Source organism: Bradyrhizobium sp. WSM4874 (genome assembly GCF_055811835.1).
The window spans coordinates 1-4540 of sequence record NZ_JBVVPR010000030.1; the positions used below are offsets into that span (position 1 = coordinate 1).

At 63.1% G+C, this 4540-nt stretch carries 5 protein-coding genes; all 5 read left to right on the plus strand.

Annotated features, from left to right (window positions below):
* Positions 1 to 178 precede the first annotated feature (178 nt).
* The 5 genes from hisE to AC0L3P_RS26385 all read left to right on the plus strand — a co-directional run bounded on the left by hisE (position 179) and on the right by AC0L3P_RS26385 (position 4365).
* Positions 179 to 583 carry a phosphoribosyl-ATP diphosphatase gene (gene hisE, locus AC0L3P_RS26365; protein WP_275170876.1) on the plus strand — a complete coding sequence of 135 codons (405 nt, stop codon included), beginning with the start codon at positions 179 to 181 and terminating at the stop codon, positions 581 to 583.
* Positions 584 to 628: 45 nt separating this feature from the next.
* Positions 629 to 1231 (plus strand): YqaA family protein, encoded by a 603-nt coding sequence (locus tag AC0L3P_RS26370; RefSeq protein ID WP_275170877.1) that lies wholly within the window; start codon positions 629 to 631, stop codon positions 1229 to 1231.
* A 47-nt stretch (positions 1232 to 1278) separates the two neighbouring features.
* Positions 1279 to 1815, plus strand: a complete 537-nt coding sequence (locus tag AC0L3P_RS26375; protein WP_473306353.1) for a hypothetical protein — start codon at positions 1279 to 1281, stop codon at positions 1813 to 1815.
* A gap of 30 nt (positions 1816 to 1845) precedes the next feature.
* Complete coding sequence (locus AC0L3P_RS26380) at positions 1846 to 3246, plus strand: aspartate ammonia-lyase (protein WP_473306356.1); 1401 nt, start codon at positions 1846 to 1848, stop codon at positions 3244 to 3246.
* A 150-nt stretch (positions 3247 to 3396) separates the two neighbouring features.
* The gene (locus AC0L3P_RS26385) at positions 3397 to 4365 is read left to right on the plus strand and encodes an NAD(P)H-dependent flavin oxidoreductase (RefSeq protein WP_473266210.1); all 969 of its coding nucleotides are present in this window, start codon (positions 3397 to 3399) and stop codon (positions 4363 to 4365) included.
* Positions 4366 to 4540 lie beyond the last annotated feature (175 nt).

Genomic DNA, 4540 nt, shown 5'->3' on the forward strand with positions numbered 1-4540 from the left:
GGGGGCCCCCCCAAAACCCCGGCGGCGGGGGTCCCAATTTTAAAATTTACTTTTTATTTTTTTTTTGTTTTCCTTTTTTTCCCCCCGCGGGGGGGGGCCCCCCCCCCCCCCCCCGGCTTTTTGCTTTTGTTGTCGTGCGTTAACGTCCCCGCTATGGGTTTAGAGTAGCTTTGCGTATATGAGTGATTCGCTTGAGCGGCTATATCTGGCTGTGCTCGCGGCCAAAGATCTCGATCCGGCAACATCGCGTACGGCCCGGCTGTTTCAGCGTGGGCCGTCCAAAATGGCGAAAAAACTGGCCGAAGAGGCCATCGAGGTCGTCATCGATGCGGTCAATGGCGACACCGAGGCCGTGGTCCGGGAAAGCGCCGATCTGCTCTACAATCTCACCGTGCTGTGGGCCTCGGCCGGCGTGCGCCCCGAGGACGTCTGGCGCGAGATGACGCGGCGTGAAGACATGCTCGGCATCGCGGAGAAACTGCCGAAATCGGCGATGAAGCTGCCCAAAGTTGCGTCACCGCGCGTCGCCGCCAGGCGGCCTATCGTCGCGCTCGAAGGCCGCACCGCCCGCAAGCGCCACTAGTATTGGCACAAATCGGTCCCATCTCGGCATGGACAAATCCGTCCCATGGTGCTTCATCGCGGCGCCATGCTGAAACGTATCTACGACTGGTGCATCGACGCCGCTCACAAGCCTTACGCGCTCTGGATCATGGGCGCCGTGGCTTTCGCTGAAAGCTCCTTCTTTCCCGTCCCCCCGGACGTGATGCTGATCCCGATGTCACTGGCGCGCCCGCAGCGCGCCTGGGTCTATGCGGCGATCTGCACTGCCACGTCGGTGCTGGGGGGCCTGTTGGGCTACGCCATCGGTGCGCTGCTCTTCGACTCGGTCGGCCATTGGCTGATCGAGGTCTATGGCCTCGGCGGCAAGGTCGACGCCTTCCGCGCCTCCTATGCCGAATGGGGCGCCGTGATCATCCTGCTCAAGGGCCTGACACCGATCCCCTACAAGCTCGTGACCATCACGTCCGGCTTTGCCGGCTACAATATCGGGCTCTTCATCCTGTGCTCGATCGTGGCGCGTGGCGGGCGTTTCTTTATCGTGGCGATCCTGCTCAACCGCTACGGCGACTGGATCCGGGTCAGGATCGAGAAGCATCTCGGATTGGTGGTGGCAATCGGCGCGGCGGTGCTCGTGCTCGGCTTTGTCGTCGCCGTCAAATTGATCTAACCCCAAGGCGCTTTGCCACCGCGCCAGGTTCGGCTACGGTTGGCGTCATGATGCTTTCATCCGGCATTCCGGTCCTGCGACTGGGGACGCTGACATTTGCGGTGCTTTCGCTCCTGCTGGGTACCGGTGGTACCGGATGGCCGCAATCCGCGCCGCCGGCGCTCGGCTTGCAGGAGCAAGGACCCCAGGCCGCACCGGCGCCCTCGACAGCTCCTTCGTCGCCGCCGGCGCATGAGGAAAATCCCGGGCTGATCAACGAAATGGGCAAGCTGTTCGAGAAGCTGCCCTCGATCCTGCCGCCGATCAAAAGCCCGAGCGAGACCATGAACGATTTGTCGCGCCTGGCGAAGCCGTCGACCATGGTGTCGGGGCGCGTGGCCTGTCCGGCCTCGTCGAACGGCGCGCCCGACTGCAAGCTCGCCGCCGATAAACTCTGCCAGAGCAAGGGCTACACGGAAGGCAAGAGCCTGAATGCCGATTCCGCGGAAAAGTGCTCGGCCAAGGTTCTGATCCCGGGCAGGCAACGCAAACCGGATGACTGCCGCACCGATACCTTCGTCACCAGCGCGCTGTGTCAGAACTGAGGACGTCGCGCGAGCAAGCAAGGAGCGCCCATGAGCCGCACGGAGCAGGACTTCCTCGGACAGCGTGAGATCGCCGACGACATCTATTACGGCGTCCAGACCATCCGCGGGAAGGAGAACTTCCATATCACCGGCATTCCGATGAACCAGGAGCCTTACTTCGTGAAGGCGCTTGGTTACGTGAAGAAGGCCGCGGCGATGGCCAACCGCGATCTCGGCGCGGTGGACGCCAAAGTCGCGGAAGCCATCATCGTGGGCTGCGATCGCGTCATCGCCGGCGATATGATGGACCAGTTCGTCACCGACTTCATCCAGGGCGGGGCCGGCACCTCCACCAACATGAACGCCAACGAGGTGATCGCCAATCTCGCGCTGGAATCGCTCGGCTTCGGGAAGGGCGACTACCAGCACGTCAGCCCCAACGATCACGTCAATTACGGCCAGTCGACCAACGACACCTATCCGACCGCCTTTCGGCTGGCGCTGATCCTGCGGCTCGAGAGCTACATGACGGCGCTGCGTCAGCTCCAGGAGGCGTTCTTCGCCAAGGGCAGGGAGTTCGATCGCGTGCTGAAGATGGGGCGCACCCATTTGCAGGACGCGGTGCCGATGTCACTCGGCGCCGAATTCCGCGGTTGGGGCACCACCATGGGCGAGGAGGTCGATCGAATCTCCGAGGCCCGCGCGCTGCTGCGCGAGATCAATCTCGGCGCTACCGCGATCGGCACCTCTGTCACCGCGGCGCACGGCTATCCCAAGCTCGCGGTCCGGCATCTGAGCGCGCTTACCGGCGTCGACTTCATCCTTGCAGGCGACCTCGTCGAGGCGACGTCGGATACCGGCGCCTATGTACAGCTCTCCGGCGTCCTCAAGCGCACCGCGAGCAAGCTGACGAAGATCTGCAACGACATCCGCCTGCTCGCCTCGGGCCCGCGTGCCGGATTCAACGAGATCAACCTGCCGCAGCTTCAGCCGGGCTCCTCGATCATGCCCGGCAAGGTCAATCCTGTGATCCCCGAGGTCGTCAACCAGACCAGCTTCCTCGTGATCGGGCTCGACACCACCGTGACGCTCGCGGCATCCGCGGGTCAGCTCCAGCTCAACGTGATGGAGCCGGTGATCTCGTTCGCGCTGTTCTTCTCGATCCGCACCATGGAGCGCGCGGTCAACAGCCTGCGCGAGAACTGTGTCATCGGCATCACTGCCAATGCTGAGCATACCCGCAACATGGTGCTGAACTCGTTGGGTATCGTTACGGTGCTGAAGCCGCTGCTCGGCTACAAGCAATGCGCCGAGATCGCGCGCGAGGGCTACAAGAGCGGCAAGTCGCTGCACCAGATCGTCGTGGTCGAGCGCAAGCTGCTGACTCAAGAGAAATGGGACGAGATGTTCTCGTTCGAGCGGCTGATCAATCCGGATTTGATTGCGTGATGGCGTCGTCCCGCGCTGAATTCCGCGCGTTGGAATTGCGGTAACGGCGTCCCTCCACGGCGCCAAAACGCAATACTTGACAGTGGAAAGATTGCCTTGTTGGTATGGCCCCCAATTTCGATGTGACCGCCAAAAGAGGATCGTCTCGCAATGTCCATGCCTGCCTTGTTCAAGGGACGCCTGTCGATCCCCGTGATCGGTTCGCCGCTCTTCATCATCTCGGTGCCCGATCTCGTGATCGCGCAGTGCAAGGCTGGCGTGGTCGGCTCGTTCCCCTCGCTGAACGCGCGGCCGCCGGAGCTGCTTGACGAGTGGCTGGCGCGCATCACCGAAGAGCTCGCGGCCTATGACCGCGCGCATCCCGACAAGCCGTCGGCACCGTTTGCGGTCAACCAGATCGTGCACAAGTCGAACAACCGGCTCGACCACGACATGCAGCTCTGCGCCAAGTACAAGGTGCCGATGATCATCTCGTCGCTCGGCGCGCGCGAGGAGCTCAATCAGGCGGTGCACGGCTGGGGCGGCATCGTCTTCCACGATGTGATCAACCAGAAGTTTGCGCACAAGGCGATCGAGAAGGGCGCCGACGGCCTGATCCTGGTCGCGGCGGGCGCCGGCGGCCATGCCGGCACGATCTCGCCCTTGGCGTTCGTCGCCGAGACACGAAAATGGTTCGACGGCCCGATCGCGCTGTCGGGCGCGATCGGCAACGGCAAGGCGATCCGCGCCGCGCGCATTCTCGGCGCCGACTTTGCCTATATCGGCTCGGCCTTCATCGCCACCAAGGAAGCTAATGCGGTTGAGAAATACAAGGAGATGATCGCGGGCGCGACGGCCGACGACATCGTCTATTCCAACCTCTTCACCGGCGTGCACGGCAACTATCTGAAGCCGTCGATCCTCGCCGCCGGTATGGATCCGGAGAACCTGCCGACCTCCGATCCCTCCAAGATGAACTTCGGCACCGACGCCTCCGGCGAGCGCGCCAAGCCAAAAGCCTGGAAGGAGATCTGGGGTTCGGGCCAAGGCGTCGGCAGCATCGACGGCATCGTGCCCGCCGCCGAAATGATCGCGCGCTTCAAGAAGGAATACGACGAGGCGATCGATCCGCCGTTGTGAACGTAGTCGTGCCCGCCCAGTGGGGAAATTGGCCCCGGGGGGCGGGGGCCCATAGCCACTGGGAAAAGTCGTCGCGCGCGCCGCAAACTCCGAGTCTTCGTAGAACTGCTCGCACGGCGTAGGGGCCCCGGCCCCCGCGGGGACGACAGCTATTGTGTGGCTCTACGACTTGAAC

What these genes read in the sequence shown, in the direction of transcription:
- hisE (WP_275170876.1), top strand. Translation starts at nt 179, where the DNA reads ATGAGTGATTCGCTTGAGCGGCTATATCTGGCTGTGCTCGCGGCCAAA.
- AC0L3P_RS26370 (WP_275170877.1), top strand. Translation starts at nt 629, where the DNA reads ATGGTGCTTCATCGCGGCGCCATGCTGAAACGTATCTACGACTGGTGC.
- AC0L3P_RS26375 (WP_473306353.1), top strand. Translation starts at nt 1,279, where the DNA reads ATGATGCTTTCATCCGGCATTCCGGTCCTGCGACTGGGGACGCTGACA.
- AC0L3P_RS26380 (WP_473306356.1), top strand. Translation starts at nt 1,846, where the DNA reads ATGAGCCGCACGGAGCAGGACTTCCTCGGACAGCGTGAGATCGCCGAC.
- AC0L3P_RS26385 (WP_473266210.1), top strand. Translation starts at nt 3,397, where the DNA reads ATGTCCATGCCTGCCTTGTTCAAGGGACGCCTGTCGATCCCCGTGATC.